The organism is Streptomyces bicolor (assembly GCF_000719285.1).
Taxonomy (GTDB): Bacteria; Actinomycetota; Actinomycetes; order Streptomycetales; family Streptomycetaceae; genus Streptomyces; species Streptomyces bicolor.
Genome location: NZ_JOFS01000119.1, coordinates 1 through 446, shown reverse-complemented (window position 1 = coordinate 446; position 446 = coordinate 1). Strand labels below are relative to the sequence as shown.

At 59.2% G+C, this 446-nt stretch carries 1 rRNA gene; it reads right to left on the bottom strand.

What is annotated here, in order from left to right:
* Positions 1-369 precede the first annotated feature (369 nt).
* A 16S ribosomal RNA gene (locus IF78_RS0142900) occupies positions 370-446 on the bottom strand; the annotation flags it as partial.

The window sequence follows — 446 nt, the reverse complement described above, 5'->3', positions numbered from 1 at the left end:
GTCCTTCATCGGTTCCTGGTGCCAAGGCATCCACCGTGCGCCCTTAAAAACTTGGCCACAGATGCTCGCGTCCACTGTGCAGTTCTCAAACAACGACCAACCACCCGTCACAGCCCGCCGAAGCGAACCTTTACCGGGGCCGGCACTGAAGGCAGCCAACCGGCCGTACCTTCAGACACCCAACAGCGTGCCCGACACACTCCCCGCTTCCCTCAGCGTTCCACGCTCCGAAGAGCAGTACTAGCAGGAGAAGACGACCAAGTGTGCCGAGTAGTCAACGTTCCACCCATGAGCAACCAGCATCAGACGTTCGCTGATGTACTGGCCTCTGAACCAGCCCCGAAGGACCGGCTTAGAAGTGCTCCTTAGAAAGGAGGTGATCCAGCCGCACCTTCCGGTACGGCTACCTTGTTACGACTTCGTCCCAATCGCCAGTCCCACCTTCG